At 71.2% G+C, this 26,969-nt stretch carries 27 protein-coding genes; 12 read left to right on the top strand and 15 right to left on the bottom strand.

Features of this window, described 5'->3' with window-relative positions; genetic code table 11:
* Positions 1 to 36: 36 nt before the first annotated feature.
* Positions 37 to 576 (bottom strand): P-loop nucleotide/nucleoside kinase family protein, encoded by a 540-nt coding sequence (locus BKA15_RS21255; RefSeq protein ID WP_179754121.1) that lies wholly within the window; start codon positions 574 to 576, stop codon positions 37 to 39.
* 75 nt (positions 577 to 651) lie between these two features.
* Between BKA15_RS21255 and BKA15_RS21250 the strand changes: the two genes are divergently transcribed.
* The 4 genes from BKA15_RS21250 to BKA15_RS21235 are packed head-to-tail and all read left to right on the top strand — an operon-like array spanning position 652 to position 4,377.
* Positions 652 to 1,485 carry a GIY-YIG nuclease family protein gene (locus BKA15_RS21250; protein ID WP_179754119.1) on the top strand — a complete coding sequence of 278 codons (834 nt, stop codon included), beginning with the start codon at positions 652 to 654 and terminating at the stop codon, positions 1,483 to 1,485.
* Between the two features lie 9 nt (positions 1,486 to 1,494).
* A complete protein-coding gene (locus BKA15_RS21245) occupies positions 1,495 to 2,649 on the top strand; it encodes an NAD(P) transhydrogenase subunit alpha (RefSeq protein ID WP_179754117.1) in 1,155 nt (384 codons plus the stop codon).
* The gene (locus tag BKA15_RS21240; protein WP_179754115.1) at positions 2,642 to 3,001 is read left to right on the top strand and encodes an NAD(P) transhydrogenase subunit alpha part 2; all 360 of its coding nucleotides are present in this window, start codon (positions 2,642 to 2,644) and stop codon (positions 2,999 to 3,001) included. The genes BKA15_RS21245 and BKA15_RS21240 overlap by 8 nt, the downstream gene beginning before the upstream one ends.
* Complete coding sequence (locus BKA15_RS21235) at positions 2,998 to 4,377, top strand: NAD(P)(+) transhydrogenase (Re/Si-specific) subunit beta (RefSeq protein WP_312879177.1); 1,380 nt, start codon at positions 2,998 to 3,000, stop codon at positions 4,375 to 4,377. Before BKA15_RS21240 ends, BKA15_RS21235 begins: the two co-directional genes overlap by 4 nt.
* A gap of 25 nt (positions 4,378 to 4,402) precedes the next feature.
* Here BKA15_RS21235 and BKA15_RS21230 read toward each other — a convergent pair whose 3' ends face one another.
* Complete coding sequence (locus tag BKA15_RS21230) at positions 4,403 to 4,822, bottom strand: MerR family transcriptional regulator (RefSeq protein WP_179754113.1); 420 nt, start codon at positions 4,820 to 4,822, stop codon at positions 4,403 to 4,405.
* A gap of 124 nt (positions 4,823 to 4,946) precedes the next feature.
* Here BKA15_RS21230 and BKA15_RS21225 point away from each other — a divergent pair, with 124 nt between their 5' ends.
* Complete coding sequence (locus BKA15_RS21225) at positions 4,947 to 5,906, top strand: NHL repeat-containing protein (protein ID WP_179754111.1); 960 nt, start codon at positions 4,947 to 4,949, stop codon at positions 5,904 to 5,906.
* Positions 5,907 to 5,928: 22 nt separating this feature from the next.
* Here BKA15_RS21225 and BKA15_RS21220 read toward each other — a convergent pair whose 3' ends face one another.
* The 4 genes from BKA15_RS21220 to BKA15_RS21205 are packed head-to-tail and all read right to left on the bottom strand — an operon-like array spanning position 5,929 to position 11,444.
* On the bottom strand, positions 5,929 to 7,710 hold the full coding sequence (locus BKA15_RS21220) for an ABC transporter ATP-binding protein (RefSeq protein WP_179754109.1): 1,782 nt from the start codon (positions 7,708 to 7,710) through the stop codon (positions 5,929 to 5,931).
* Positions 7,707 to 9,416, bottom strand: a complete 1,710-nt coding sequence (locus BKA15_RS21215) for an ABC transporter transmembrane domain-containing protein (protein ID WP_179754107.1) — start codon at positions 9,414 to 9,416, stop codon at positions 7,707 to 7,709. The genes BKA15_RS21220 and BKA15_RS21215 overlap by 4 nt, the downstream gene beginning before the upstream one ends.
* 11 nt (positions 9,417 to 9,427) lie before the next feature.
* On the bottom strand, positions 9,428 to 9,880 hold the full coding sequence (locus BKA15_RS21210) for a DUF3817 domain-containing protein (protein WP_179754106.1): 453 nt from the start codon (positions 9,878 to 9,880) through the stop codon (positions 9,428 to 9,430).
* Between the two features lie 10 nt (positions 9,881 to 9,890).
* Positions 9,891 to 11,444: a gamma-glutamyltransferase family protein gene (locus BKA15_RS21205; RefSeq protein ID WP_179754105.1), complete on the bottom strand. Its 1,554-nt coding sequence runs from the start codon at positions 11,442 to 11,444 to the stop codon at positions 9,891 to 9,893.
* Between BKA15_RS21205 and BKA15_RS21200 the strand changes: the two genes are divergently transcribed.
* Positions 11,428 to 12,396: a dihydrodipicolinate synthase family protein gene (locus BKA15_RS21200; protein ID WP_179754104.1), complete on the top strand. Its 969-nt coding sequence runs from the start codon at positions 11,428 to 11,430 to the stop codon at positions 12,394 to 12,396. The two genes, BKA15_RS21205 and BKA15_RS21200, sit on opposite strands and share 17 nt — an antisense overlap.
* A gap of 10 nt (positions 12,397 to 12,406) precedes the next feature.
* The gene (locus tag BKA15_RS21195; RefSeq protein WP_179754102.1) at positions 12,407 to 12,793 is read left to right on the top strand and encodes an MmcQ/YjbR family DNA-binding protein; all 387 of its coding nucleotides are present in this window, start codon (positions 12,407 to 12,409) and stop codon (positions 12,791 to 12,793) included.
* Here the strand turns inward: BKA15_RS21195 and BKA15_RS21190 are convergent.
* The 3 genes from BKA15_RS21190 to BKA15_RS21180 all read right to left on the bottom strand — a co-directional run bounded on the left by BKA15_RS21190 (position 12,778) and on the right by BKA15_RS21180 (position 15,582).
* Positions 12,778 to 13,548, bottom strand: a complete 771-nt coding sequence (locus tag BKA15_RS21190) for a metallophosphoesterase family protein (protein ID WP_179754100.1) — start codon at positions 13,546 to 13,548, stop codon at positions 12,778 to 12,780. The genes BKA15_RS21195 and BKA15_RS21190 overlap by 16 nt on opposite strands.
* Positions 13,549 to 13,737: 189 nt before the next feature.
* Positions 13,738 to 14,451 carry a formylglycine-generating enzyme family protein gene (locus tag BKA15_RS21185; protein WP_312879176.1) on the bottom strand — a complete coding sequence of 238 codons (714 nt, stop codon included), beginning with the start codon at positions 14,449 to 14,451 and terminating at the stop codon, positions 13,738 to 13,740.
* Between the two features lie 21 nt (positions 14,452 to 14,472).
* The gene (locus BKA15_RS21180) at positions 14,473 to 15,582 is read right to left on the bottom strand and encodes a VOC family protein (RefSeq protein ID WP_179754098.1); all 1,110 of its coding nucleotides are present in this window, start codon (positions 15,580 to 15,582) and stop codon (positions 14,473 to 14,475) included.
* Positions 15,583 to 15,720: 138 nt separating this feature from the next.
* On the opposite strand from BKA15_RS21180, the gene BKA15_RS21175 reads away from it, so the two are divergent.
* Together BKA15_RS21175 and BKA15_RS21170 are read left to right on the top strand one after the other, a co-directional pair.
* On the top strand, positions 15,721 to 18,234 hold the full coding sequence (locus tag BKA15_RS21175; protein WP_179754096.1) for an alkaline phosphatase D family protein: 2,514 nt from the start codon (positions 15,721 to 15,723) through the stop codon (positions 18,232 to 18,234).
* A gap of 24 nt (positions 18,235 to 18,258) precedes the next feature.
* Positions 18,259 to 19,470 (top strand): MFS transporter, encoded by a 1,212-nt coding sequence (locus BKA15_RS21170; RefSeq protein ID WP_179754094.1) that lies wholly within the window; start codon positions 18,259 to 18,261, stop codon positions 19,468 to 19,470.
* Here the strand turns inward: BKA15_RS21170 and BKA15_RS21165 are convergent, their stop codons facing one another.
* Positions 19,471 to 19,716, bottom strand: a complete 246-nt coding sequence (locus tag BKA15_RS21165; protein ID WP_179754092.1) for an anti-sigma factor family protein — start codon at positions 19,714 to 19,716, stop codon at positions 19,471 to 19,473.
* Positions 19,713 to 20,339 carry an RNA polymerase sigma factor gene (locus BKA15_RS21160; RefSeq protein WP_179754090.1) on the bottom strand — a complete coding sequence of 209 codons (627 nt, stop codon included), beginning with the start codon at positions 20,337 to 20,339 and terminating at the stop codon, positions 19,713 to 19,715. The genes BKA15_RS21165 and BKA15_RS21160 overlap by 4 nt, the downstream gene beginning before the upstream one ends.
* A 43-nt stretch (positions 20,340 to 20,382) precedes the next feature.
* On the opposite strand from BKA15_RS21160, the gene BKA15_RS21155 reads away from it, so the two are divergent.
* Complete coding sequence (locus BKA15_RS21155) at positions 20,383 to 21,606, top strand: MFS transporter (RefSeq protein WP_179754088.1); 1,224 nt, start codon at positions 20,383 to 20,385, stop codon at positions 21,604 to 21,606.
* Positions 21,607 to 21,616: 10 nt separating this feature from the next.
* Complete coding sequence (locus tag BKA15_RS21150) at positions 21,617 to 22,714, top strand: nucleoside/nucleotide kinase family protein (protein ID WP_179754086.1); 1,098 nt, start codon at positions 21,617 to 21,619, stop codon at positions 22,712 to 22,714.
* Here BKA15_RS21150 and BKA15_RS21145 read toward each other — a convergent pair.
* Positions 22,689 to 23,297 carry a class I SAM-dependent methyltransferase family protein gene (locus tag BKA15_RS21145; protein WP_179754084.1) on the bottom strand — a complete coding sequence of 203 codons (609 nt, stop codon included), beginning with the start codon at positions 23,295 to 23,297 and terminating at the stop codon, positions 22,689 to 22,691. The genes BKA15_RS21150 and BKA15_RS21145 overlap by 26 nt on opposite strands.
* 425 nt (positions 23,298 to 23,722) lie before the next feature.
* Between BKA15_RS21145 and BKA15_RS21140 the strand changes: the two genes are divergently transcribed.
* A complete protein-coding gene (locus tag BKA15_RS21140) occupies positions 23,723 to 24,433 on the top strand; it encodes a GAF and ANTAR domain-containing protein (protein ID WP_179754082.1) in 711 nt (236 codons plus the stop codon).
* Positions 24,434 to 24,588: 155 nt separating this feature from the next.
* Here the strand turns inward: BKA15_RS21140 and BKA15_RS21135 are convergent, their stop codons facing one another.
* From BKA15_RS21135 to BKA15_RS21125, 3 genes are all read right to left on the bottom strand, one after another.
* On the bottom strand, positions 24,589 to 25,041 hold the full coding sequence (locus BKA15_RS21135; protein ID WP_179754080.1) for an SRPBCC family protein: 453 nt from the start codon (positions 25,039 to 25,041) through the stop codon (positions 24,589 to 24,591).
* Between the two features lie 75 nt (positions 25,042 to 25,116).
* Complete coding sequence (locus BKA15_RS21130) at positions 25,117 to 25,869, bottom strand: adenylate/guanylate cyclase domain-containing protein (RefSeq protein ID WP_179754078.1); 753 nt, start codon at positions 25,867 to 25,869, stop codon at positions 25,117 to 25,119.
* A gap of 3 nt (positions 25,870 to 25,872) precedes the next feature.
* The gene (locus tag BKA15_RS21125) at positions 25,873 to 26,868 is read right to left on the bottom strand and encodes an ATP-dependent DNA ligase (RefSeq protein WP_218871506.1); all 996 of its coding nucleotides are present in this window, start codon (positions 26,866 to 26,868) and stop codon (positions 25,873 to 25,875) included.
* Positions 26,869 to 26,969 lie beyond the last annotated feature (101 nt).

Genomic DNA, 26,969 nt, shown 5'->3' with positions numbered 1-26,969 from the left:
GTAAGAGCTGCGGACGGACTCCTGGATCCGGCCGGTTCACCCGTTCTGCCTGACGCCCTTCACGCCGGACTGAGTCTCGTCCACCCAGGCGAGCACGTCGCGGGCGATCTCGGTCGGGCTCGATCGGTCGGTACGGAACTCGCGCGGGATCAGCGCCTCGATCTCGGCGTGACCGGGATCTTCGAGGAACTCCGCGACCTCGGCCGCCGACCAGCCCCGGGCCAGCAACCGCTGCTCGCGCACCGCGCGGTCGCAGGCCAGCCGGGCCCAGTGGGCCGAGGAACCGAACGGCTCCCCAGCCGCCAGCACACTCGCCCGGGGAGTCGGGCAGAGGAAGATCACCGGGTGCCCAGCGCGACGGACAAGATCGACGACGCGCGTCCAGAGCCGGTCGTAGTCCGCGCCGATGTCCGGCGGGAGGTCCGGACCGATCCGGTGCCCCAGCAGAACCCCGTCGTCGAGCAACTCGTCCATGTCCAGCACGATCGGGCCCGCCGCGAGCCGCACCAGCTCCGGGCACAGCGTCGATTTGCCGGCCGCCTGACCACCGGCCAGCACGAACAGGGTTCCGCTCATGCCACGACTCTCGCATCCCCTTGACTCTCGGGTGGGCCGAGACCCCAGGATGGGATGGTGACGCAAGGGCTCGAAATGATCAACGCGGCCGCCCGGCAGGCGCCGCGGGAGCCCGGGATCTATCTCTTTCTCGGCGCGTCGGACGACATCCTGTACGTGGGCAGGGCGACCGACCTGCGGCAGCGGCTGCGCCAGCACGCGGCGGCGAGGCCGTCGGACTACTGGCTGGACCAGAAGTATGTCCTGGTCCGGAGGATCGTCTGGGAGGTCGCGAACGACGAGGTGGAGGCGTCCTGGCGCGAGGAGGAGTTGATCTTCGCGCTGCGGCCGGCGCACAACGCGCAGCGGCGCCGGGACGGCGACCCGGCCACTCTGCCGCGCTCGCCGTACCTCACGATCACCGAAGATCAGCACGACCGGGTCCGGTTCACCCTCTGCCCGGCCCGCCCGGGCACCGGTCGGAGCTACGGCTGTTTCCCGCACCTCGGCAAGGGCAAGGGCGCGCCGCTCGGGATCGCTTGCAGTGATGGCTATACGGCGCTGCTTCGGCTGCTCTGGGCCGCGTCCTCGACGGGCTCGCACACCCCGGCGGCGCTGACCCGGTCGGCGCCGGACACGTACGCGGTCCCGGTCGATCCGGCGCTGCGCGAACCGCTGCACCGGTTCCTCTCCGGCACCAGGGCCAAGCTGCCCGCCGATTTGCTCGAGCGGGCAGCCGGCCGGCCGGACTTCGTGCGGGCGGGGTTGCGCAAGGATCGCGCGCTGGCCGAACGGTTCTACCGCGCCGGCCCGCGCCGGCTCCGTGATCGCCGGCTGCGGCACGGGCTGCGGGCCGGGCCGATCGACGCCGATACTCTGCGCGCCCTGATTCGCGCGGAGATCACTCCGGTCCTGGGTCCGGTCGGCTAGATTCGCGGTGTGCGGATCGCGCTGGCGAAGGAGTCGGAACCGGGCGAGGCCCGGGTCGCGATGGTGCCCGAACTGGTCGGCGGCCTGATCACCGCAGGGTACGAATTCGCGGTGCAGCCCGGGGCCGGGCAGGGCGCGATGATCACCGACGAGGCGTACGCGGCGGCCGGCGCCACGATCACCGAGGACGCACTGCAGGGCGCGGAGTTGATCATCAGCGTGCAACCGCTGCCGCCCGAGCTGGTCGCCGACCTGCCGCCAGGGACCGCGACGCTGTCCTTCCTGCCCTACTCCCACGACCTCGAGGTGGTACGGATCCGTCGGGACGCCCGGGTCACCTCGTTCGCGATGGACCTGGTGCCGCGGATCTCGCGGGCCCAGTCGATGGACGCGCTGACCTCGCAGGCGATGGTCGCCGGCTACCGCGGCGCGATCGTCGCGGCCGGGATGCTGCGCCAGTTCTTCCCGATGAGCATGACCGCGGCCGGCACCATCCCGCCGGCCCAGGTGGTGGTGCTCGGTGCCGGTGTGGCCGGGCTGCAGGCGATCGCGACCGCCCGGCGGCTCGGTGCGGTGGTGAAGGGCTACGACGTCCGGCCGGCCGCCTCCGAGGAGATCGCGTCGATGGGCGCCATCGCGATCGAGCTTGACCTGCCGCCGCTGGACGGCGCCGGCGGTTACGCCCGGGAGATGTCCCCGGAACGGGCCCTGCTGCAGCAACAACGCCTCACCCCCTATCTGGCCGCGGCGGACGCGGTGATCACCACGGCCTCGGTGCCGAATCGCAGGCCGCCCATCCTGATCACCCGGACGATGACCGAACGGATGAAGCCGGACTCGGTGATCGTCGATCTCGCCGCGGACACCGGCGGCAACGTCGAGGACGTCCGGCCCGGGACCGTCACCAGGGTGGGCCAGGCCAGGGTGTGGGGCGGCGCGAACGTACCCAGCCAGCTGCCCGGCCCGGCCAGCAGGCTCTACGCCCAGAACGTCGCGAACGTGATCATGCTGATGACCGCCGACGGACGGTTCGCGCCGGACTACGGCGACGAGGTGGTCGCCGGCATGTGCCTGACCCGCGACGGCATGATCACTCACGGACCGGCCGCGTCCTTGATCGACACTGAGTTGATCAACGACGGGGTGGTGATTGCCGATGAGTGATCCGATGGTCTGGCTGATCTTCTTCGTGCTGGCCGTCTTCGTCGGCATCGAGGTGATCTCGAAGGTGTCCTCGACGCTGCACACTCCGCTGATGTCCGGGGCCAACGCGATCCACGGCGTGATCCTGGTCGGCGCGATCATCGCAGCCGGTACGGCGACCACGACGCCGGTCCTGGTGCTGGCCCTGATCGCGGTCGTCCTGGCCTCGATCAACCTGGCCGGCGGGTTCGTCGTCACGGATCGGATGCTGCGGATGTTCGCCGGCCGCAAGGAACTGCGCTCGCGCGGCCCTTCTACGGGTTCAGGGCGCGTTGAGGGGACGGGCTCGGCGCGCAAGGAAGTCGAATCGTGATCACGCCGACCTGGGTGCAGTTCGGCTATCTTGTCGTCGCGGTCTGCTTCATCCTTGCGCTGAAGGGATTGTCGTCGCCGAAGACGGCCCGGCGCGGCAACCTGATCGGTGCCGCCGGTGCCGTGGTCGCCGTCGTGATCGTCTTCTTCGCCGCGCCGCTGGACCACGTGCTGCCGATCCTGCTCGCGATCGCCGTCGGTACCGCGATCGGCGTGATCGGCGCGAACCGGGTGAAGATGACCGGGATGCCGCAGCTGGTCGCGTTGTTCAACGGCGTCGGTGGCGGCGCGGCGGCGATCATCGCCCTGGTCGAGTTGGGCGCGCTGGCCGACCATCACCCGCCGGCGTTCGATCTGATCGCCACCGCGTTCACGATCTTGGTCGGCTCGATCAGCTTCGCCGGGTCGATCGTCACGTTCCTCAAGCTGCAGGAGTGGATGACCACCCGCCCGGTCACGTTCCTCGGCTATCCGATCGCCTATGTCGCCTGTCTGGTCGCGGCGCTCGGCGCTGCGGTCGGCGTGGTGCTGGTCCCGTCGGTCGCGGTCGGCGGCCTGCTGACCCTGCTCGGCCTGGCCCTCGGCGTGCTGCTGGTGCTGCCCGTCGGCGGCGCCGACGTGCCGATCGTGATCTCACTGCTCAACGCGTTCACCGGCCTCAGTGTCGCCGCCACCGGCTACGTCTTCGAGAACCTGCTGCTCCTGGTCGCGGGCACCCTGGTCGGCGCGGCCGGCACCCTGTTGACGATCTTGATGGCCCGGGCGATGGGGCGTTCCCTGTTCAGCACCCTGTTCGGGGCGCTCCGCGGCGGCTCGACGCTCGGCGCGACCACGGCCAGCGACCGGCCGGTCCGCTCGGCCGGGCCGACCGATGTGGCGATCATGCTCGGGTACGCGAACCGGGTGATCATCGTCCCCGGGTACGGCCTCGCGGTCGCCCAGGCCCAGCACACGCTGCACCAACTGGTCGAGGTGCTGCAGCAGCGCGGCACCCGGGTCGACTACGCCATCCACCCGGTCGCCGGCCGGATGCCGGGGCACATGAACGTGCTGCTGGCCGAGGCGCAGGTCCCGTACCAGCAGCTCAAGGAGATGACCGAGATCAACGGCGAGTTCGGCCAGGCCGACGTGGTCCTCGTGGTCGGCGCCAACGACGTGGTCAATCCGGCCGCCGAGACCGATCCGAAGGCTCCGATCTACGGGATGCCGATCTTGAAGGTGAACCAGGCCCGGCAGGTGGTCTTCATGAAGCGGTCGATGCGGCCGGGGTTCGCCGGGATCGAGAACGAGCTGCTCTTCGCGCCGACCACCACGCTGCTGTTCGGCGACGCGAAGGACACGATGAGCAAGTTGCTGGCCGAGGTCAAGAGCCTGTGACGCCTCGCCGCGGTCGCCGAGCCGGTCAGGCCGTCGCCTTCCCCTGGTCCGCGCCGTGATCGAGCTGGGTCCGGTAGATCGCGATCTTGGTACGTAACGCCTGCAGGTTGGCCTGCAGCCGGACCAGCTGCTCGCGGATCTCGATCTCATGCTGCTCGAGCAGGTCCAGGCGTTCCCCGAGCGTCGTCTCGCCCTCGGCTCGCAGCCGCGCATAGTCGCGCATCCGCGCAATGCTCATGCCGGTCTGGCGGAGCCGCAGCAGGAACTGCACCCACTCGATGTCCGTACCGTGGTAGCGCCGTTGATTTCCTGGGGTGCGCTCGATCGAGTGGATCAGCCCCGCCCGCTCGTAGTAGCGCAGCGTATGCGCGCTCACGCCCGTGGCCTGGGCCATCTGGGCCACGGAAAGGCCCTCTGCCTCGTCGTCGCTTCCTTCGGTCGCCATGGCATCCAGCTAAGACTTCGAGCCAGGTCAAAGTCGAATCGCCGGTCCGGAGCCGTTGACTTCGAGCGCGCTCTCACCCGTACCGTCCACCAGGTCATATCCCTGAGGCCTGACGGAGTGAACCATGATGGAGTCGCCGACCCGACCGTGCGTCACCGAACGGCATAGGAAGGGGTGGACGCCGAGCTGGGCCGGGCGTCACCTGGTCGCTCCCGCGGTGGCCCTCCTCGTCGCTGCCACGGCGTGTACGGCCGCCGAACCCGCAGCACCGGCGACCACGCCCCGGTCCGAACCCGCGCCGGTGACGAATTCGCCGCCGCCCTCGGCGACCGGGAAGCCGCGGCCCACGTTGCCGCAGCAGCCAGGCCGGGCGCGGTGGGACGGCCTCGCGTCACCGGTCGGGATGGCGTTCGACGGCGACGGCACGCTCTACATCGCCAACTGGTCGGGCGGCACGATCGAGCGCTTCACCGCGGACGGCGAGCGCAGCACGTTCGCCGACGGACTCGGCGGCCCGTCGGGGCTGGCGGTCGCCGACGACGGGACGGTCTACGCCGCCTCGTACAGCGGCAATGTCGTGTGGCGGTTCAGCGAGGACGGCGAACCGACGGTCTTCGTCGACGGACTCGGCACGCCTGCCGGACTGTCCTTCAATTCCGCCGGCGAACTGCTGATCGCCAACCGGGCGACCGACGAGATCCTCGCTGCCGACGCCGACGGGAAGACCAGGGTCGTCGCCCACGGTCTGCAGACCCCGGTCGGCGCTGTGGAACTCGACAACGGTGATCTCATGATCAGCAACATCAACGGCGGTGTGTCCCTGGTCTCCGGCGGTCCCGAGGCCGTGACGGTCAACAACGAACTGGCCAGCCCAGGCCCCGGCATCGCCCCTGCCGGGGGTGACGCCGTCTACGTCGTGGACTACGGCGGTACGACCGTCGACCTGATCGAACCGGACGGCAGCCGGACCACCATCGCCGACGGTTTCGCCAACCCCACCAGCATCACCGTGGCGCCCGACGGCCGCCTCGCCGTCGCCGACTGGGGCACCGACTCGCTCTACTTCATCGAGTCCGTCCACTGATCGTCGACCCGACCGGCGGGGCTCAGTGGGCCGACCAGCTGGCCCACAAGGCGGCGTAGCGGCCGCCGGCCGCGACCAGTTCCTCGTGGCTGCCGGCCTCGACGATCTTGCCGTCGTCCAGTACGACGATCTTGTCGCACTCCCGGGCCTGGGTCAGCCGGTGCGCCACGACCAGGGCGGTCCGGTCCTTGATCAACGCCCGGCCGGCCGCCTCCAGCTGCCGTGCGCCGGCGCTGCCCGCCTCCGCGGTCGCCTCGTCCAGCACGACCAGCGGCGGGTTGCGGGCCAGCAGCCGGGCCAGCGCCAGTTGCTGCACGTGCGCCGCGCTGAGCACGGCCGTGTTCGGCCCGACCGGGGTGTCCAGGCCGTCCGGCAGCGCCCGTACCCAACCGTCGGCGACGACCCGTTCCAAGATCATCCAGATCTCGTCGTCGGTGATGCCGGGCCGGGCCAGGGTCAGCTCCTCGCGCAGGGTCCCGGTGAAGACGTACGTCTCCTGGGCCACGATGCCGACCCAGTCGCGCAGCTCGTCCTCGTCCACCACCGTGTCCGCGGACAAGATCAATTCCCGTTCGCCGTCGCTCAGCACGACCCGGCCCTGGGTCGGCGTGATCGCGCCGCCGATGATGCCGGCCAGGGTCGTCTTGCCGGCCCCGCTGGCGCCGACCAGGGCCACCGAACCGGCGGCCGGCAGTTCAAGATCAACGCGGTCCAGCACCAGCCGGCCCTCGACGTAGGCGTGATCAACACCCTCGGCCCGTACCGTCACCGGGCCGCGCGGCGCCGGCAGTGGGGCCGGCTCGGGATCCGGAATCCCTGCCACGCCGACCATTCGGGACAGCGCCGCGCCGGCCCGCTGGACATCGTCGACCGACATCAGCAGCCAGCCGAGCGGCCCGAACAGCCGGTGGAACAGCAGGGCCGCAGCGGTGACCGCGCCGACGCTGACCAGGTCGGCGTTGACCAGCAGGAACCCGGTCGCCAGCACCGCGCTCAGCCCGACCGCCTCTGCCCCGTTCAGGCACAGGCCGAACCGGGCCACCAGCCGGACCAGACCGACGGTGGCCTCCAACGCCGACGCCGACGCACTCCGCAGCCGGCCGGACTGCAGCTCCGCCATCTGGTACGCCTGCACGGTGGGCCGCCCGCGCAGCGAGGACAACAGCACCCGGGACCGTTCGGCGGCCAACCGGCGCTCGGCGGCATAGCGGGGACCGGCCTTCGGCAGATACCAGCGCAGTCCGATCACGTGCACCGGCAGTACGGCAGCGAACGCGAGGGCCAGCCGCCAGTCCAGGCTGACGAAGCCGATCGCCGCCACGACCACGGTGATCAACGACGCGGTCACCCCGGACAGCACCGGGATCGCCTCCATGAACAGCTCGACGTCGTCGGTCACCCGGGACGCGATGTCGCCGTGGCCGGCCCGCTCCAGCACCCGGGTGTCCAGCCGGAGCGCCCGCTCGACGACCCGTTCCCGGAGGTCGGCGCCGACCTGGGCGGCGAGCCGTTGCAGGGCCCGGCCGGCCGCGGCCGTCAGCACGACACCGGCCAGCATCACCAGCACCAGCGCGACGATCAGTGCGGCCAGCGGACCCGTGTCGCCGGTCCGCGCGACGATCGGGACCTGGTCGACCAGGGCGCCGAGCAAGATCGGCAACGCCACCGTGCCGGCACTGCTGGCCAGGCTCAGCAGCAAGGCCGGGATCCACTGCCGGGGATGCGCCAGCACCTGCCGCAGCACGGCGCGCGCCGTGACCCGCCCGGTCGCGATCGGCAGCAGTTCACCGGTCGTCGTGGTCATCGCAGCACCACCGCCGCATAGCCGGGATCGGCCAGCAGTTGATCATGGTCGGCGACCCTGGCCGGGCCGTCGGCCGGCAGCCAGGCCACCTGGTCGCACCGCGCCAGCAGGGCGGGCGAGGTGGTCAGCACGACGGTCGCGGCGCCGGGCGTGATCCGAGCTCGTGCGTCCCGGAGCCGGCCGGAGACCTGTTCCTCGGTGACCGCGTCGACGGCGGTCAGCGGGTCGTGCAGCACCAGCACCGGCCGGCCGGCGGCGAGGGCGCGGGCCAGGGCGACCCGCTGCCGCTGTCCGCCGGACAGGTTCGCGGCCTGGTCGAGCAAGATCATCCGATCCGGGTCGTCGTCGCCGGAGCCGTGGCTGAGGCTGATGATCACGTCGTCCGCCCCGGCCGCGGCCAGCGCCGCGGTCCGGATCGCCGGGTCCGCCGGACGTTCGTCGGTCCGCAGGGCCTCGCCGAGACTGCCGCCGAGCAGCTCTGTAGCGTGCGGTTCGGCGAGCAGGTTGCGGCGCAGTTCGGCGGCCGGCAGCGAGGCGGCCGGGTGGCCCGCCCAGGTCACCGATCCCTTCGTCGGTACGGATTCGCCGGTGATCACGCCGAGCAGCGCGGTCGCCGCGGCCGGGTCGGCGTACGCGATGCCGGTCAGGGTGCCCGGCCGGACGGTCAGCCCGAGTTCGCGGACCGGGCCCTCGCCGACGCCGTCCAAGATCAACGGGCCGGTCGCTGCCTCCGCGGCGGCGGCGCTGCCCGGCTCGCCGAGCAGCGGGGCCAGTCGGGCGGCGCTGGCCCGGGCCGCCGCCAGGCCCGCGATGCAGGAGGCGACGGTGCGGACCGGGTCGGCCAGGAAGGAGACCATCGCCACTACGGTGACCAGCTCGCCCACGGTGATCCGGCCGGCCAGCGCCATCATGACGGCCGCGATCGAGGTGCCGGCCATGATCAGCCCGGTGGCGAGCAGGCCGGAGCCGGTCACCACCGCGGAGGCCGTCGCGGCGGCCCGGGTCGCGTCGAGCGAGGCCCGGCTGGCGAACCCGTACCGCCGGATCGCCTCGCCGACGCCGCCGAACCCTCGCAGCGGACGCAACCCGGCGACCAGTTCGGCGGCGGTCGCGGCGGCGAGCCCGCCGGTCTGCTGCTGGGCGTGCAGCCGGCGTTCCAGCCACGGGCTGAGCCGGTCGACGCCCCACAGCAGCAGCGGTACGACGATCACCAGGGCCAGGCCGAGCACCAGGTCGACCCGGAGCAGGACGACGATCGCCACGATCATGCCGGCCGCGGCGGCGAACAGGACCGCCGCGTTGTTGTTCACCCGGGCCGTCGCCACCGCGTCCGAGGTGGCGATCGAGAGCAGTTCGCCCGTTCGCCGGTCGGCGGCGCGGGCCGGGTCGGCCAGCACGCCGTGGACGGCGTCGGAACGCAGCCGGTGCGCCTCCGTGTAGGCGGCCGTGTCCACCGTGCGATAGCCGTACGCCGCCGAGAAGGCCAGCACGGCGAACAGCCCGAGGACGCCGATCACGGCGATGATCATGGACGTCGGGTCGCCGGTCGACACCGCGAGATCGATGGTGAGGCCGATCGCCAACGGGACCAGGGCTTCGCAGACCTGGTGCGAGGTGACCAACAGGCCGCCGACGATGGTGCGGCGGCGCTGGTTGCGCAGCACCGTGCGCAGCAGGGCCCGGGCCGTTGCCCGGTCGGTCGTCATGGGCGGGCCCGTCAGCTGAACCTGGTCGGCCAGCCGGATGGCGGGCCGAGCCAGAGCAGGGTGCCGAAGATCACCACGACGGCGGCCAAGGCGATCGCGACCGCCGGCAGCGGATGACGCAGCACCCAGCCGGTCAGCCGGGCCAGCCGCCCGTCGCCCTCCCGCTGCCAGTCGCCGGAGAGCAGCCCGCGCCGCTCCGCCCAGCGTTCGAACGGGATCGTGGCCCACGGCACGATCGCGGAGCCGAGCCCGGCCAGAATGATCTTGGGTCGCCAGCCGAGGTTCAGGCCCGCGAAGACCGTCACCAGGACGTAGCAGAGGAACGCGAAGCCGTGCACGCCGCCGCCGATCCGGACGCCCAGCTCGGTGACGCCGGCCGCGCGCAGGATCAGGCCGATGATCAACAACGTCCAGGTGATCGCCTCGGCCGTCGCGACGATCCGGTAGAGCAGGCGCGGGGTCATGAAGGAGACCCTAACTCCCATCCGCACGCGGGTCCGTCCCGGCGTCCAGTCCAGCGGGCACCGCGCGGACCAGGTGGGCGTGACCGAACCGGTTGTCCGGGCCCTCGATCACCTGCGCGGTGAACTCGGTTTCCAGCACCGCGCGGACCGCGGCGGGGGCGGCGGCCTCGACCAGCACCTCCGGCACGCTGCGGGGTCCGGTGCCGGGCGTGACGACGATCCGCGGCGCCCGCAGGGCCTGGTCAGCGGTCGCGCCGCCGGCCAGCCGGGCCAGCAGCTGGGCCACGATCGCCGGTTGGCTCCGGCCGCCCATCGTGGCGACCGTCGTGTCCAGCCGGCCCTCGCGCCGGACCAGGCACGGCATCAGCGTGTGCGGCGGTCGGCGCCCGCCGGCCAGGACGCCCGGGCGGGCCGGGTCGAGGCTGAACCCGCTGGCCCGGTTGTGGCCCAGGATGCCGGTGGTCGGCTCAACGACGAGCGACCCGAACGTGCCCGCCACGCTCTGCAGCGAGCTGATCCAGAGCCCGGCGCCGTCCACCGCGGCGATCCCGATCGTGTCGCCGTCCAGGCGGATCCGGTCGGGCGCGGCTCGTCTGTCGGCCGAGCCCAGGGCGGCGGCGTCCCGGCGGACCGCGTCCGGGTCGAGCACCGCGGCCAGGTCGACCTCGACGGCCTCCGGGTCGGCGGACCGGGCGTCCCGCTGGGCCCCGGCGAGCTCGAACGCCCGCACGAACGCGGCGGCCTGGGCCGGGTCCAGCGGGTCGGTCAGGCCGAGCGCCTCCGCCAGCGCCAGCATCTTGAGCAGCGCGAAGCCCTGCGAGCTCGGCGGCGCGGTGATCACCTCGGCGTCCCGCCAGCGCAGGGTCAGCGGTGCCACCACGTCGGCCCGGTGCCGGGCCAGGTCGTCCCGGGTCATCGTGCCGCCGAGGGCCGCGAGACCAGCGGCGTAGGCGGCGCCGAGCTCGCCGCCGTACATGTCCGCGATGCCCTTCTCGGCCAGCGCTTCCAGGCTCCGAGCCAACGCGGGCTGCCGATAGCGGTCGCCCAAGGTCAACGCCGAGCCGTCCGCGTTCAGGAACAGGGCCCGCGCACCGGGGTCCTCGGCGAGCCGGTCGGCGTACTGGGCCAGGTCGCGGGCCAGGCTCGGCGCGACCTCGGCGCCGTCCCGGGCCAGCTCGATCGCCGGCGCCAGCAGCTCGGCGAGCGGCCTGGTCCCGTATCGCAGGTGCAGTTCGTGCCAGGCCGACGGCAGCCCGGGCACGCTGATGCTGTGCACGCCCGACCCCGGCATCGTCGTCTGCCCGAGCCCACGCAGGTGCTCCGGGGTGAGGCCCTGCGGGGCGCGGCCGGTGCCGTTGATCGCTTGTACGGCGCCATCGGCCGGGCCGGCCAGGGTCCAGCTGTCGCCGCCGATCGTCACCATGTGCGGCGACACGACGCAGAGCACGGCGGCGGTCGCGATCACCGCGTCGGCCGCGCTGCCGCCGTCGGCCAGCACCTGCTCGCCGGCTCGGGTGGCCCGCGCGTCCGGCGAAACGATCCGCCCCGTGAGTTCACCCGTCATGATCATCAATCTAGGCGATACGCTTTCCGTCGAGGCAGGGTGGGTGATGATCTTGATCAAGGCCGAACAGCTGCACGGGGTCCACGTCGCGCTGGCGACGCCGATCGACCCGGCGACGGGTGATCTTGATCCGGCCGGGTTGTCCCGCCTGTTGGACCGGGTGGTCGGCGGCGGGATCGATGCGATCTGCCCGACCGGTTCGACCGGCGAGGGGCCGCGGCTCACCCGGGCCCAGCGGCTGGCCGTCCTGCAGTCGGTACGGGAGCGAGTCGGACCCGGCCGGATCGTCGTCCCGGCCGCCTCCTCGCTGAACCTTCCGGACGCGGTCGCCGAGGTGGCCGCCCTCGCCGCGGCCGGCGCGAGCGCGGTGTTGCTGGCGCCGTCCCCGTACTATCCGCAGGCACCGGGCGAGGTGCTCGCCTGGTATCGGACCGTCGCCGAACGGACCGGCTGTCCGCTGGTGCTGTACAACATCCCGGCGATGACCAAGATCAGTATCGCGCCGGCTGCGGTGGCCGAGCTGGCCGCGTTGCCCAACGTGATCGGGATCAAGGACAGCAGCCGCGACGTGGAGTACCTGCAGCAGGTGCTGCACGCCACCGCCGGCGCCGACTTCGCGGTGCTCACCGGCAGCGACACCCTGCAGCTGGTGTCCCTGGTCGCCGGCGCGCACGGCATGATCGCTGCCGGGATGAACCTGGTGCCGCGGCTCGGCCGGGCCGTCCACGACGCGGTCGCCGCCGGTGATCTTGACACCGCCCGACGTGCGCAGCGGGAGCTCACGGCGATCGTCACGGCCTGCCGGGTCGGTCAGTCGCCGGCCGGCTGGAAGGCCGCGCTGGCCTGGGCCGGCCTCTGTTCCGACGCGCTGGTGCCGCCCGCCGCCGCGCTCTCGGCCGAGGTCCGGGCCGATCTCGGCGCGGCCCTCGACCGTCTGGTCCGGTCGGCGTAGGGTCGCGATCATGGCGACCGTCAAGGATGTCGAGAAGATCATCGCCGAGCTGCCCGAGGTGACCACCGGCGAGCGACACGGCCACCCGACCTGGTTCGTCGGCAAGCAGGCGTTCGCCTGGGACCGGCCGTTCAGCAAGGCCGACGTGAAGCGGTACGGCGACGAGACCCCGCCGAGCGGGCCGATCCTTGCGGTGAGCGTCGGCGACCTGGCCGAGAAGGAGGCCGTGCTGGCGGGGAGCTCCGCCGCCGTCTTCACCATCCCGCACTTCGACGGCTTCGCGGCGGTGCTGATCCAGCTCGAAACCGTCGGCCGCAAGGAGCTTCGCGAGTTGATCATCGACGCCTGGCTGGCCAAGGCACCGAAGGCGTTGGCCGACGCTTATCTGGCCGGCTGACTGCGGAACTTCTGTTGCAGCCAGACCGCCGACGGGTGGGCGACCCGGTGCAGATCGGCCAGCACCTCGTCCAGGTCGTAGTCGACCCGCCGCGGCTCGGCCGTGTGGCCGTGTTCGTCGGCGGTGAGCAGGGTCCAGCAGGCCCGGCGTTCGGCAGTCGCGGGCAGGCTGACACTGCCGGAGTTGATCACCCGGATCCCGTCGACGGTGCGGTCCAGCGGCTTGTGGGTGTGCCCGACGAAGATCAACTCGGCCTCGGCACCCGTGATCGCTGACCGTATCCCGTCATCGGTCAGCGTCGGGTCGATGCCCGACCCGTCGTCGGTGCCCGAAGCCGCGTGCACGAGCAGGACCCGGGTGCCGTCCGGCAGCGTCGTGCGGGCGTCCAGCGGCAGGGAGCTCAGCCAGGGCAGGAAGCCAGCCTCCGTGATCACGCCGCGGGTCCACGAGATCGCGGCCACGGTACGGAGCAGCACGCCGATCTCCTCCGGCGTCCGTACCGTCTCGACCGAGCCCGCCACCCGCGGATGATCACCGGTCGCCACGTAGCGGTCCGTGTTGCCCCGGATGATCTTGGTGCTCGGCAATCCGGTGAGCCGGCGCAGCACCTCGGCGGGACGGGGACCGTTCGCGGCATGATCACCGACGATCCAGAACTCGGTCACCCCGGCCGCGGCGGCGTCCGCGAGCACCGCCTCCAGCGCCGGGACATTGCCATGCACGTCGGAGAAGATCGCAATCCTGGACGCTGTCACGGGGCCAGCCTACGGGCGCTCGCGGTTGGGCTGTCGTCAAAGCTCTTCAACTCAGCAAGTTCAACGTTGTAGCGGCTTCCAGTGCTCGAGTTGAGGAGTTTTCGCGACAACATCGCTAGGCTCGCGAGCGTGAAGCTGTGGATCGTTCCGTACGGCGGGTTGATGACGGTCGACGGACTCGATCGGCGCCTATTCGCCGACTTCGGCTGACCCGTCAGCCGGGCGCGACCGGGCGAGCCGGAAGCCAAGATCATCCATTCGGAACGTCGGGTGACTCTTCCGCCGGCAGGAGGCCCGGCAGGCCTGCGGTTGATCATTCCAGCCGCCGCCGCGGAACACCCGGTACGGGCCGTAGAGGTCCGGGGCGAACAGGTCCCAGCACCACTCCCAGACGTTGCCGATCAGGTCCGACAGGCCCCAGGCGTTCGGCTCCTTCGTCCCGACCGGGTGCGGGGTGCCGCCGGAGTTTCCGGCGTGCCAGGCGATCTCGTCCAGGTCGCCGTAGCGGGCGCCGGTATCACCTGCCCGGCAGGCGTACTCCCATTCGGCCTCGGTCGGCAGCCGATAGCCGTCGGCGTCCCGGTCCCAGGTCGCGTCCAAACCGTCGCGATCTTCGGCGATCACGTAGCAGGGCCGCAGCCCGGCCGCTTCGGAGAGCCGGTTGCAGACGTCGAGGGCGTCCAGCCAGGAGAGTTCGGTCGCGGGGGCGTCCGGTTCACCCGGCCCGTCCGGCCAGTTCCCGTTCAGGCCGGCCAGGTCGGCCCGGGTGACCGGTCGCGCCGAGATCGCGTACGGCTCCAGGTCGACCGGCCAACGACGGCGGCTGCCCTCGTCGACCAGGCGGATCCAGCCCGCCGAGATGTCGATCATGGACTCGGCGATGTCCGGCTCGGTGCTGGTCACCGGCCCATCCTGCCGCAGGGCTCAACCTTGGGCGAGGCCAACCTGGTTGCCGTCCGGGTCGAGCAGCCCGGAGCTGCGCGGCATCCCTTCCGCATCGGACGGCGGATGCAGCTCCGTGGCGCCCGCCGCAAGGGCCCGGGCATGGACAGCGTCAAGATCATCGACCAGGAACGAGAAGGCGGCCCGGCCCGGCCGGTCGAACCGTTCGTGATCATCGATGAGGTGCAGCAGGAAGAAGCCGGGCTTGCCGTACTCGCCGAACGTGATCGCCGAGAAGTCGCCGTTTCCGGTGCGCCGCACGGTCTCGTACGGACCCCCGAAGACCGTTGTGTAGAAGGCGATGCTGCGATCGAGATTGTCGACGGCGAGCTTCAGCTGACACGGCGCCGGCGAGCCCGGCTGACCTTGATAGAGCCAGATCCAGTTGCCGCCGGCGTCCTTGATCGCGGAGCAGCGCGGCATCCCCTCCGGCGTGTGCGGGCAGGTGACCTCGACGGCTCCGGCGGCCAGCGCCGCGGCATGCGTGCCGTCGAGATCTTCGACGAGCAATCCGAACGTGGACGGCCCGGGCAGGTCGGCGCGCTGCGGATCGTCCAGCAGCCAGATCAGGAAGAAGTCCTCCTCCCCGTAGGTGCCGAACGTGAGCGCCGACGCGTTGCCGTGGCTGGTCCGCCGGGCAACCCCGTACGGCAGGCCGAGCGCGTCGCGATAGAGCGGCAGGGCCGCCTCGTGATCGTCGACCCTGAGCTTGAACTGGACCGGCCGGCAGCCGGTCTGCAGGGTGGGCATGGTGAGTCCCTTCTCCAGGAAGCGGTTGACATCGGCGATCCGGATGTCCAGGTGGCTTCGCTCCAACTGCAGCCGGCGGCGGTGCTCGAGCAGCACCCGCTCGGCCTCGGCCTCGTCGCTGTCCAGCACCTGCCGGACCGCCTCGATCGGCAGATCGAGTCCGCGCAGGGCCCGGATCAGTTTGGCCAGCCGGATCTGTTCGGGACGGTAGCGGCGATAGCTGGTGTCGCCGTCCACCTCGGCCGGCCGGAGCAGCCCGACCTCGTCGTAGTGGCGCAGCGCGTGCACGGAAACCCCGCTGAGCTTCGCAAAACGGCCGATCGCCATCAGTTCGTCGTCCACGCGTCCACTATCGGGTCTCGGGTCACCCGAGAGTCAAGACACCGATTGGCCACGTCGGCGCCACCGTCAGTTCCGTTTCTGCTCGGCAGGTTCGGGCAGAATGCTCGCCAAGGCTCTGCGACCAGATATCGGGGAATCATGATCATGAACCTTTTGGACCGGCGCCGGTTCCTGGTGCTGGCCGGCGGCGCTGCCGCGACCACGGTCGGCGCCCAGACGTTGTGGCAGGAAGCGGCGTCGGCGGCGACGCTGGACCCGGCACCCTTCACGCTCGGTGTCGCGTCGGCAGATCCGGACCCGTCCAGCGTCGCCCTGTGGACCCGGCTCGCCAACGATCCGGCGGCCGGGGGCGGGATGCCGGACCGGGTCATCCCGGTCCGCTGGGAGGTGTCCCGGGACGAGGGGTTCACCAAGATCGTCAAGACCGGCGTCGCGCAGGCCCGACCCGAGCGCGCGCACTCGGTCCAGGTCGTGGTCGACGGGCTCCGGCCGAACGCCTGGTACTGGTATCGGTTCACGGCCGACGGTGCGACCAGCCGGGTCGGCCGGACCCGGACCCTGCCGCTTCCGCAGGACCGTGCCGAGCATCTCCGGTTCGCGTTCGCGTCCTGCCAGGCCTGGGCCGGCGGCCGCTATGCCGCCTATCGTGATCTTGCCGAGCAGGATGTCGATCTTGTCGTCCACCTCGGCGACTACATCTACGAGACGGCGGCCGGCAGCCTGGCCGAGTTCCGCCGGCTGCACGCGCTCTACAAGTCATCGCCCGATCTCCGGGACGCCCACGCCCGGTTCCCGTTCGTCACGGTCTGGGACGATCATGACGTCCTGAACAACTGGGCCGATGATCATCAGGGCAGCCCGGACGGCACGCCCTGGGCACAGCGGCAGAGCAACGCGTTCCAGGCCTACTACGAGCACCTGCCGATGCGGACCGCACCACAGGGCCCGGACTGGCAGGTCTACCGGCGGTTCCGCTGGGGCCGGCTGGCCGAGTTCTCCGTGCTGGATACCCGGCAGTATCGCAGCGACCAGGCCTGCGGCGACGGGATGAACAAGCCGCCCTGCGACGAGGTGTACGAGGAGGACCGGACCATGACCGGGCCGGAGCAGGAGCGCTGGCTGCTGGACGGGCTGGCCACCTCGACCGCCCGCTGGAACGTGATCGCGCAGCAGACGATCTTCGCCAAGTTCGACTACGACCTCGGCCCGGGACTGTCGTACAACCTTGATCAGTGGGACGGCTATCCGGCCGCCCGGCAGCGGATCCTGGACGCCCTGCGGAAGCACCGGCCGTCGAACCCGGTGATCATCGGCGGCGACTGGCACTCGGCCTGGGTCAACGACGTGCTGGCCGACTTCGACGACCCGACCTCGGAGGTGCTGGCCAGCGAGTTCATCGCGACCTCGATCTCGTCCGGCATCGGCTGGGACGCCGCGGTGCGGCAGGGTCTGCCGGCCAATCCACACGTCAAGCTCTACGAGGGCGGCTATCGCGGGTACGTGCTGTGCGACGTGACGCCGGACCGCTGGCAGGCCGACCTGCGGATCGTGCTGGCGCCCGGCGACGGCGCCTCGCCGGCCTACACGCTGGCCCGGTTCGAGGTCCGCGACGGCGAACCCGGAGCCCGCCAGCTCGGCGCCGCGGACGGCATCGCGGGCGTGATCAGGTCCGGATCGTCGGGCTTGATCAACGCCGAGGTCCTGGTCCGCCGGCCGGACGGGTCGACCATGATCAGGACCTGGACCGACGCGAATGGGCGCTGGCACCTGTTCGTGCCACCGGGCAGCTACCGGCTCGAGGCACACGCCGTCGGGTACGGCTCCGCCGGCCGCGAGATCACCGTCGAGTCCGGCGGCACCGTCGACGGCGACTTCACCCTGGCCGCGATCAGCGAGCCGTTCGCGGCGGCCGGGCGCTATCTGCCCGGGCCGAACGCCGAGGGCACGGCGAAGGACCTGCTGATCGGCAACGACAGCGTGGCGATGACGGTGGCGGCCCAGTTCGCCGACCCGCAGCTGCCCGGAGCGACCCCCGGCAAGCCGATCAACCTGGCCGGCATCGGCCACCTTGATCAACTCGATTGGATCAACCTCGGCCTGGTCGCCACCAGCCGGCCGACCGGAACAGAGGCCTGGCAGCGCGGGCTGGTCCGCTGTGATCAGGTGGCCGCCGACGGAACCGAGGCCGTGATCACCACCAGCGGAGTCGCGGCCGAGGCGGCCGGGATCACCGTCGCCACCCGCTATGCCGCCGCGACTGACCCGTGGATCAGCGTCGAGACGACCCTGACCAACACGGGCGCGGCCCCGGTCACGCTCTGGGTCGGCGACGCCGTTGATCATGACGGCCCGGGCCAGCGCAGCGGCGTACCGGGCCACGGGACGATCTCGACGCCGTACGGAAGCCCGGCCGAGTACCGGCCCACCGGGCCGTGGATCGGGATGACCGGCAGCGATCGGCAGACGTACGGAATCGTCTACCAGGACTCGGAATTCACGGCGTACGGCAACGGTAACTGGATCATGAGCCTGCGCGAGATCACCCTGGCCGCCGGTCAGGATTGGACGCTGCGCCGGAGGATCACCGCCCTGGACAGCGGCGCCGGCACCGACCCGTGGACCGTGCTGGACTGGCTCGGCGCGGCGGACTGACCGGGTCCGGGCAGAATGGCCCGGATGCGAGGACCGGAGGCGGGTGGCGGTGCCGGGCAGCCGCGCCTCGGGACGGTCCTGACCGGTCTCTGCGTGACCGAGATCGTCAGCTGGGGTGTGCTCTATTACGCGTTCCCGGTGCTGGCACCGTCGATCCGGGCCCAGACCGGCTGGTCACCGTCGCTGACCACCGCCGCCTTCTCCGGGGCGCTGGTGGTCGCCGCCGTGGTCGGCATTCCGGTCGGCCGGCTGCTGGACCGGCATGGTCCGCGGGTGATCATGACGCTCGGTTCGGTCATCGCCGTGCTCGCCTGCGCCGTGATCGCCTGGTCACCGAACCTGGTGATCTTCGCGCTCGGCTGGCTGCTGGCCGGGGTGGCGATGGCGGGGGTGCTCTACCAGGCGGCGTTCGCCGCTTTGACCCGCTGGTACGGGACTCGACGGCTCCGCGCCCTGACCGCAGTCACCCTGGTCGCCGGGCTCGCCAGCACCGTCTTTGCCCCGCTCACCGAGGCGCTGAACTCGCTGCTGGGCTGGCGGGCCGCGTTCGCCATCCTGGCCGTCGGGCTGGCGGTGATCACGATCCCTGTGCACGCGATCGTGCTCCGGCGGCGCTGGCCCGCCGACCGGCAGCCGACACCGCACGTCGAGCTCGGCATCGATGATCATGTCCGGAGCGTGCTCGGCAGCCGCCAGTTCTGGTTCCTGACCGTCGGGTTGACGGTGGCCTCGCTGGCGATCTTCGCCGTCGTGATCAACCTGGTCGCGCTGCTGACGGAGCGCGGCATGAGCAGTGCCCTGGCCGCCTGGACGCTCGGTCTCGGTGGCGTCGGGCAGGTCGCCGGGCGGCTGTTCTATCCGGCGCTGGCCCGGCGCCTCGGGGTACGCTCTCGTACCTTGATCATCTTCGGACTGGCGGCGGTCAGCACGGCCGCCCTGGCCCTGGTGCCCGGCCCGGTCGGCGCCCTGATCGCGATCGCCATGATCGCCGGGGTCGCCCGCGGCATCGGCACACTGCTGCAGGCCACGGCAGTGCCGGACCGGTGGGGCGCGCTGGCGTACGGCAGGATCTCGGGGGTGCTCGCGGCCCCGGTCACCATCGCCTCCGCCCTGGCTCCATGGATCGGTGCCACGCTGGCGGTGCTGGTCGGTGGGTATCCCGCCATGTTCGGCATCCTGGCCGTGCTGGCCACCGGCGCGGTGATCTTGCTCGCGTTCAGCGTGCCACGGCGTTGATCACCGATCGTTCTTCCAGTTTCGGAAGGCCGAGAGCAGCGTCGACTCCGCGGCCGGATCCAGGTCGTCCGGTTCCAGCCGGCCGGCCAGCCCGATCGTCCGCCGGAACTGCTCCAGATAGGTCGTGCAGCCGTCGCAGCCGGTCAGGTGGCGATCGAACCGGCGGACTTCGGGCTCCGGCAGCGCGCCCTCCAGGTAGTCGGTGATCAGCCCGACCAGCTCCCGGCAGGTCAACTCCGCGGTCACGGCACCTCCTCCGCGAGATAGTCCTCGAGCGCGGCCCGGACCCGGGTTCGGGCCCGGTGCAGCAGCACCCGCTGATTGGTCTCGGTCAGCTCCAGAACGTTACACACCTCGGCCGAACCGAGGCCTTCCACGTCGCGCAGCGTGATCACGGCGCGCTGGCCGGCCGGGAGCCCGTCGATCGCCTGCTGCAGCCGCGCGGCCGTCTCGGCGCCGATCAGCCGGTCCTCCGGCCAGGGTTCCGGCAGCACCGCCCAATGGCCCGGCCAGTGCTCGTGATCATCGGGCAGGAACCGGTCCGGGTCCGGGCCGCGGTCGTCGGGCTCGAGGGCGGAGAACGGGATCGTCCGCTGGTCCCGGACGCCGCGCGTCTTCGCCGTGTTGGTGAGGATCCGGAAGATCCAGGTACGCAGCGACGCGCGTCCCTCGAACCTGTCCAGGCCGCGCAGCACCCCGAGCCAGGCCTCCTGCGCGACCTCCTCGGCGGTCTCGGCACTGCTCACGTACGCCCGCGCGATCCGTACCATCGACGCATGGTGCCGCCGCACCAGCGCCGCGAACGCCGCCTCGTCGCCCGACCGTAGCGCGGTGAGGACGGCCTGCTCGTCGTACCCGGCCGCGGACATGGCTGGACTGTAACGAATCCCGGCCGCCCGGGACTACCCGATCATGAACTCTCACGTCTCGCTGGCCCGCCGGCTGTTCCCGCTGCACGTCTCGGTGTTTCTGGCCGGCTTCGGGCTCTGGGTGCCGGTGGAGAAGCTGTTCCTCGGCGAGCTCGGCTTCCAGCCGTTCACGATCGGTGTCATGGCGGCAACGTATGCGGCCGTGGTGCCGGTGATCGAGGTGCCGTCCGGCATCCTGGCCGACCGGTGGAGCCGGCGCGGGGTCATGATCATCGGCACGGCCGCGCTGATGATCAGCGTGCTGCTCGGCGGTCTGAGCACCGGTGTCGGCGGCTATCTCGTCTGCGTCGCGGTGCTCGGCGTCTACTTCGCGCTGACCTCCGGGACGGTCGACGCGATGGTGTACGACACCGTGGTCGAGCACGCCGGGAGCGGAGCCGCGTTCGCCCGGCGGATCGGCCGGATCCGGCTGATCGAGAGCGTCGCCCTGGTCGGCAGCGGGCTGGCCGGCGGCTGGCTGGCCGCCCTGACCTCGACCCGGCTGACGTACCTGATCACGGTGCCCGTGGTCGCCTTGTCGATCATCGCGCTGCTCCGGTTCCGGGAGCCGCCGCGGCTGTCCGGCGAGCGCCGGGAACCGTTGCGGGCCCAGGTGTCGGCGACGTTCTCGACCATGATCGGCTCCCCGGCCGTCCGGCGGGCGGCCGCGCTCTCCGTGCTCAGTGCCGTCCTGTTGAACACCCTGTACGAGTTCGGCCCGCTCTGGCTGGTCGCCCTGTCGGCGGCGACGGTGTTCTTCGGGCCGGCCTGGGCCGGGCTGATGGCGACGATCGGGATCGGCGGCCTGGTCGCCGACCGGGTCCGGCTCGAGCGGCCGGTCCCGTACCTGATCACCGCGAGTGTCGCCCTGCTGGCAACCTTGATCATGATCATGAACCGGGACCTGCTGCTGGTGACCGTGGCGCAGATCGCGCTGGCTCTGGTGATCATGGTGATCAGCCTCCGGGCCACCACCCTGCTGCACGATGCGGTCCCGTCGGCGGTTCGGGCCGGTGTCGCCTCCGGGGTGAGTTCACTGTCCTGGCTGGCCTTCCTGCCGTTCTCCCTCCTGTTCGGCGTGATCAACCAGGTGGCCGGGGTGTTCGCCGCCGGGTGGCTGGTCGCCGTGATCGTGGCCGCGGCGCTGATCGTCGTGTCCCGCTGCGTCCTGGTCCACCGGGCGGATCGGGAGTCGTGCCACGCTCCCGTGCTGGCCGTGCGCCAGTAGAGTTTCGGCCATGTCCCTGCTCACCGAACGCCATTCCGCCGCGCCCTATCGCGACCTCGCTGTCGCCGCCGGTGCGCCGGCGGATGATCTTGATCGGGTGGTGGGCTTGTTGCCGCTGATGGCGACCGGCTTCGAGGCCTGTCGCTACGACCTCGTCTGGGCGCTCGCCTGCCTGTGCCCGCCCGGACCCGACCTCGAGGCGGCACGGCCGGTGCTGGACCGGCTCGGCTGGACCGACGCCCAACGAGACGAGCTCGCCGCCGGACTGGACCGACTGCTGGTCGATCCGCGCTATCCCGAGGAGTGGGTCGCCCACGACACCGTCGCGGCGGCCCGAGGGCTCGCCGAGGCGCGGTGGATCACGCCGATGGGCGTCCGGACCCAGGGAGAGCTGGCGCCGCCGGAGACCCCGAAGGCCGGGCTGCTTCCGGGCCGGGTGGGTCTGCTCGCCGAACTGGCCGACCGTGCGCTCGCGTACCGTCAAGATCATCCAGGGCCGCTGCGGATCGCCGTGGACGGCGGCACCGGTGCCGGGAAGTCGACCCTCGCGGACGAGCTCGCCGACGAGTTCCGGCGGCGCGGGATCTGGGCGGTCCGGGCCTGCGCCGACTTCTTCAAGGTCCCCGTCGAACTGCGCACGGCGGACGGCGTCGAGAGCATGTTCGATCGCCCGGCGCTGCGGCGGGAACTGCTGGAGCCGCTGCTGCCGGGCGGTGATCGCCTGGTCCGCACCGCCTCCTGGGACGGTTGGACCCAGCGGGATCTGTTGGACCGCCCGCAGCTCGCCGTGCCCGAGGACGGCGTTGCGGTGGTCGACGGGGTCATGATCACCACGGCCCCGGAACTGCGGGAGTTGTGGACGCTGCGGATCTGGGTCAGCGCCGGCACCGACACCCGGCGCGAGCGGATGGTCGTCCGGGACGCCCTGTGGTCCGACGATCCGTCACCGGAGGCGCTGCGGAAGCGGTTCGATCGGCGCTACCAACCGGATGAGGAGAAGTATCGGTTCGAGAGCGGCGTCGAGGCGATCGTCGACGCCGTGGTGGACAACGACGATCCCGGCCGACCGGTCCTGACGTTGGTCAGATCGCGATCCGGCCGAGCTTGATCAACGTCTGCTCGTCGGCGAAGTCGAACAGCCGCCGACCCGGCTGGAGCGGTTGCGGCTCGCCGACCAACTCGTGGCGGGTGACGCCGAAGTGGTCCTCCGGGTCGGCCCAGCGCGGCTCGAAACCGTACCGTCGGAAGGCTTGTTCGGCTTCGGCGTACAGCTCCGGCGCCGTCCGGTTCGCGGTCCAGATCACCTGAGCGTTGGCCTGGCAGAGCTGCGGCAGCCCGGCCACCAGGCGATCGATGTCGGTGTCGGTGAGGCTGCCGAAAACCCCGCACAACAGAAGGATCCGGGCCGGAACCGCGCCGGCGTAGGCATCGGTCAGCCCGGCATCGCCGTGACACACCTCGATGCCAGCCAGCCCGGCCTCGGCGACCTTCCGGCGGGCCTCCGCGACGTTGCGCTCGTCCCCCTCGACCAGCCGAGCCCGTACGGCAGCACGCCGCGGCGAGTCGCCCAGCGTGGCGACGACATCGTGCCCCTGGCCGGCGCAGACGCTGATGATCTTGATCGGACCCGGCGGCGCGTCGGCGATCACCCGCCGCAACTGATCTTGTACCCGAGCCAGGCGGATCAGCAACCCACCCCCGGGCCGGTATCCCTCGTGCCAGCGGTGCTAGTCCATCACCCGAGTCTAGGAGGGTGGTGACGCACGGTGACAGCGAAAGACCGCGACGAAGCCGCGGTCTTTGCTCGCCGGACCGGACGCCTGAGAACGGCCCGGCGGCCGGCCCGATCGTCGGGCCGGAGGTCCCGGAGTCGGCTGACGCGTCGCCCGAGGTTCGGTGCTGTAGTACCCAGATCGGTCGCCCTCGCACCGCAGCGACCCGCACCTCGGCTCCCCTCCCCAGGTCGCGGATGACGGGATCCTGTTCGTTCCTCAGCCGATCGCGGCTACGGTGTGATCAGAACCCGAGATCTCGGGGCGGCCGAACTCGGGCTGGAACGTTGCCTTGGTGAGACCGACGAATGTAGGCACGCCGCAGGGGCACAAGAAGGAGCCGGATGGGCACGGACAGTCTTGACGAGCAGTTCGCCGAGTTCGCCTGGCGGACCACTCAGAGCGATGCCGACCTGGTCTCGACCATGCTGGACATCACCGACACCGCCCGGAAGGTGATCGGCGCCGATGGTGCCGGGCTGACCGTGATCCGGGCCGGCGGCAGGCTGGAGAGCCTCAGCGACTCGGAGTTGATCAAGCGCAGCGACAAACTGCAGCACGAACTGCGGCAGGGACCGTGCGTGGAGGCCGCGACCGAGAACCACAACACCGTCTCCGGCGACCTGGCGGTCGACGAGCGCTGGCCGGTGTGGGGGCCGAAGGTCGTCGACCTCGGCTTCCGGAGCGTGATGTCGGTCAGCCTGCACACGGCAGGCCGCCGTCGGCTCGGCGCCCTGAACCTCTACGGCCACGCCCGGCAACAGTTCACCAGTCGGGACATGACCGTCCTCAGTCTGTACGCCGCGCACGCCACCGCCGCCCTCTGGTCGGCGGTCAACGCCCACAACCTGACCCAGGCCATCCAGACCCGAACCCAGATCGGCGAGGCGATCGGCATCCTCATGCAACGCTACGACCTGACCGAGGATCAGGCCGCGAGCGTGCTGAAGCGGTACTCGCAGAACACCAACACCAAGCTCCAGACCCTGGCCCGGGACGTCATCACCCGCCGCGAACTGCCCGCCGACGGCGTCGACCCGGTGTCAGGATCTTGAGGGCGGTTGCGGCGGCTGACTGCTCAACCGCCGCAACCTGAGCCGGCCGGCTCCCAGGACGCCGGGGATGGCCTGAGCTTCCTGTACCCGAAGGCACCCGGCCACACGCGCCGCAGCTCCGCCGAACCAGGCGCCGCCGCCGGCGCGCCGCCGGATCAGGGGACGTCCCCTCGCCAGGCGCCCGTTTCGGAGCCGCGCCCTTCGATGAACTCCTTGAACCGCTGGGCATCGCCGCGTACCTGCCGCTCATCGACGCCCGCGACGGAGCCGAGCTTCTCGACCGGGGTCTCGGGATCCCAGTCGAGCTGGATCATCACCTTCGACCGGTCATCGCCGAGCCGGTGGAACGTGACGACTCCGGCTTGCCGGACGTCGCCGCCGACGCTGTGCCAGGCGATCCGCTCGTCGGGATGCTGTTCGGTGATCTCGGTGTCGAACTCGCGGCGGACACCGCCGATCTTGGTGACCCAGTGGTTGTGGGTGTCGTCGAGCTGAGTGATCGACTCCACGCCGGCCATGAACTTGGGGAACGATTCGAACTGCGTCCACTGGTTGTAGGCAGTGGAGACATCGACGTCGACCTCGACGGATTCTTCGATGGCGCTCATCCGGTTTCCTTTCCTGGAGAACATCTGCGTCGGTCTCCAGGTACCCGGACGGCGGTCGGGTCAACCCTGCGCGGCTCAGGCCGGACCGCTGTCCCGCTCGCCCGTCGTACCCGCTTCGTAGAGGGCATGGTCGATCAGGTTTCCGTTGCAGCCTTGATCGTCGGGGTCGCGTTGGAACACCTCGGTCAGGATGCGGCCGCCGCGGTCGTCGACCCGGCCGGCGAACCCGACCCCGACGTCAATCGGGAGCCGGTCGAACCGGTCGGCCCGGTGCGCCAACTCGGCGGCCCGGTGCAGCGTCGGCCCGGCGTAGGCGAGGTTGCCGCCGGTCGCGGCCGGGTCGAGGTCGGTGTTGATCATGATCAGTCGGCCGTACTCGATGCCGATGCCGTAGCCGATCATGAGGTTCTCGTTGGGGTACTGAAGTTGCCGGTTGATCATCCACCGCACCGTGTTGGCCCGAGCGGCGAGGTCGAGGACGGCCGAGGCGTCGGCCCCGGTCGGGGTGTCGTAGATCGCCCACAACCGGTCCCCGTGGAAGGAGAGGTGGCGCACCTGCGGGCTGGTCAGGATCGCGGTCAGCTCCGAGGCCAGGGCTCGGTACAGCCGGGCCAGGTGGATGGCCGGGTACTTCCGGGCGAGCCCACTGGAATCCCGTACGTCAACGACGAGCACGGTCCCGGACACGACCGCGCCCGGGCCGTGCAGGCGTGGCGGCAGCGTCTCGGCGGACTCTTCGATCGGGTCCTCGTGCAAGATCACGCCGATCCTGGCGTAGCCGGCGTCCGGGTCGTACCGGCCCACCTCCGGCGCATCGTTGTTGATCATGATTCAGGCCTCCAAGTCAAGATCGGTCGGCACGTCGGCGGCGGTGAGGTCGGGCCGGAGCCGGAGATGCCGGAGCCGGTGCCGCCAGTGCCCGACCTCGCCGGCGGCGCCGTTGCTGGTCGCGACGTCGACCCGGATCTCGGCCACCACCTCCGGCTTCACCCGGTGGTACGGGCGCGGCTCCCGGTCATGCCACGACGGCGGCAACACCTCCGGCCACGGATGATCATCATCGACCGGCGTGATCACCGCGGCGATCTGTCCGGCCGCTGCGGGCGACAGCTCGGTCGTCCGGCCCGCGACGTGCAATTGTCCGTCCGTGGTGTGGATCCGGCCGACGACCAGCGACTCGGGCTGGTCGAGGGAACCGGTCACACCGCCGATGATCACCTCGGTCGTCGCGTAGCGCTTGATCTTCGACCAGCCCCGCGCACCCGGCCGGTAGCTGCCGGCGGCACGCTTGGCGATGATTCCCTCCACACCGACCTGGGCCAGCGCGTCCAGCCACACCTCGGCCGTACTGACATCGTCGGTCTGCAGGCCGAGCACGAGCTGGTCGCCGGGGTCCGGCTCGCCGAGCAGGCGCTCCAGCAGCGCGCGCCGCTCGGTCAGCGGCCGGCCGGTCAGGTCCTCTTCCTCGGCGCGCAGCAGATCGAAGATGATCAAGTGGCACGGCTCGGTTCTCGCGAGTTCACGGGCACCTCGGCCGGCCGAGCGGTTGCGCCGCTGCAGCGCCTCGAAGTCGAGCCGGCCGTCCGGCGCCCACCGTACGATCTCGCCGTCGACCACCGTGCCCGTGGGCAGCGCCCGGGCGACCGCGGCCGCGACCTCCGGGAACGCGTCCCTGAGGTCGGTGCCGCGGCGGGAGTGGAGCGACGCCGAACCCGGCTGATCGACGCTGGCGATCGCGCGGAACCCGTCCCACTTCGGCTCGAACAACCAGCCCGGACCGGTCGGCAGTCGATCGGTCAGGGTCGCCAGCATCGGCCGTAGCTCCATCGTCCTAGTGTCCAGCCGCGAGACCGACAACGGGTCGTCCGTGAACCATCACCCTCACCTTCCTCGGTGGCTCACGGGTGCTGTACCCAAACTTCGCGCAG

The sequence above is a fragment of the Microlunatus parietis genome (genome assembly GCF_013407955.1).
In the GTDB taxonomy this organism is placed as follows: Bacteria; Actinomycetota; Actinomycetes; order Propionibacteriales; family Propionibacteriaceae; genus Microlunatus; species Microlunatus parietis.
Note: the sequence above shows the minus strand (reverse complement) of the source record. Positions and strands in the feature narration are given on the sequence as shown.